The organism is Pseudomonas sp. CH235, from assembly GCF_004368175.1.
Taxonomy (GTDB): Bacteria; Pseudomonadota; Gammaproteobacteria; order Pseudomonadales; family Pseudomonadaceae; genus Aquipseudomonas; species Aquipseudomonas paraglycinae.
The window spans coordinates 1-1,421 of sequence record NZ_RRZJ01000067.1 but is presented as its reverse complement, the minus strand read 5'-3'; the positions used below and the strand labels follow the sequence as shown (position 1 = coordinate 1,421).

Annotated in this window: 1 protein-coding gene; it reads right to left on the bottom strand. The window is 63.3% G+C overall.

The window, feature by feature from the left end; translation table 11 throughout:
* Positions 1-1,421 (bottom strand): type VI secretion system tip protein VgrG (locus tag EIY71_RS28450; protein ID WP_134024001.1); only part of this gene is annotated, 1,421 nt, incomplete at both ends.

Here is a 1,421-nt window from a genome sequence, read left to right as displayed (position 1 = left end):
TCGCGCTGGGCGTGGATGAAGATTTGTTCGGCGCCTTTTTTGTCTTCGATGCGCAGTTCGTTGTAGCCACCGCCGCCCGGGGAGCTGAGGGTTTTGAAGACGCTGCGGGTTTTGTTCGCCGGCAGGGCGTACGGCACCGGGTTTTCCTTGTGGTACAGGCAGCCGGTGACGAGGGGCTGGTCGGGGTCGCCTTCGAGGAAGGTGACGAGGACTTCCATGCCGATGCGCGGGATGGAGATGGCGCCGTAGCGGTCGCCGGCCCAGGAGCTGGAGACGCGCAGCCAGCAGCTGGTCTTGTCGTCGGCCTGGCCTTCGCGGTCCCAGTGGAATTGCACCTTGATGCGGCCGTACTGGTCGCAGTGGATTTCTTCGCCTTTGGGGCCGGTGACCATCGCGGTCTGGCTGCCGAGCACGCGGGGTTTCGGGTGTTCGAGCGCGGGGCGGTAGAACACGTCCCACGGGGTGGCGAGGAAGGTGTTGCGGTAGCCCTGGTGGAAGTCATCCTTGTTGTCGGTGGTGTCGCTGGTTACCGACTCTTCGAGGACTTGCGGTTGTTTGCCTTCGTGGAAGATTTCGGTGAGCAGCCACAGGTCGTTCCACTCGCTGCGCGGGTGGTCGGACATTTCCATGAAGTGGCCGCTGACCAGTCTGGTCTGGTCGCCGCGACCTTCGGCCTGACGGTAGTCGGCGCGGTGGCGTTCGAGGGCGCGCTGGCTGAGGAACTTGCCGCGGGCGCGGTCGATGAAGCGGCCGGGGTGGTCGTAGTCTTCCAGATCCGGTTCAGCGTCTTTGCTATCAAGAGCGCCGTCCGGTTTGTACGCGGCCTCCATTTGCAGGCGCGGTTTTTCGAAGTCGTAGTCGCGGCGGGTGGTGCGGCTGGTGCGGGTTTCCAGACGCAGCTTGAAGCCTTTGATCACCGGTTCTTCGGCGACCATGCCGCTGCCTTGCACGTACGCGGTCGGTTGGCCGAGGTTCGGGAAAACCGTCTGGTCATCGCCGAACACCAGCAGGTGGCCTTTCTGGCTGTGCTGGAAGTGGTAGTGAATGCCTTCTTCTTCGCACAGGCGCTGGACGAAGTGCAGATCGGTTTCGTCGTACTGCACGCAGTAGTCGCGATCCGGGCACGGCTGGCTGAGCTGGAAGCTGTAGGCGTTGCCCTTGATGCCGTGCTCGTCGAGGATCAGCGCGATGATTTTCGGCGCCGACATCTGCTGGTAGATGCGCTGGTTGGTGCGGTGATGCAGGTATTGCAGCTGCGGCACCAGCGAGACCTTGTAGCGGGTCAGGCGCTTGCCGGCATCGCCCTGGGCCACGCGGTAGATCTGGCCGTGGATGCCCGAGCCCTGCGGATCGAGGGCGAGGAACGCCTGTTTGTGCAGGAGTTTTTCCAGGTCCAGATCCGGGTTTTCGCTGACCAGTTC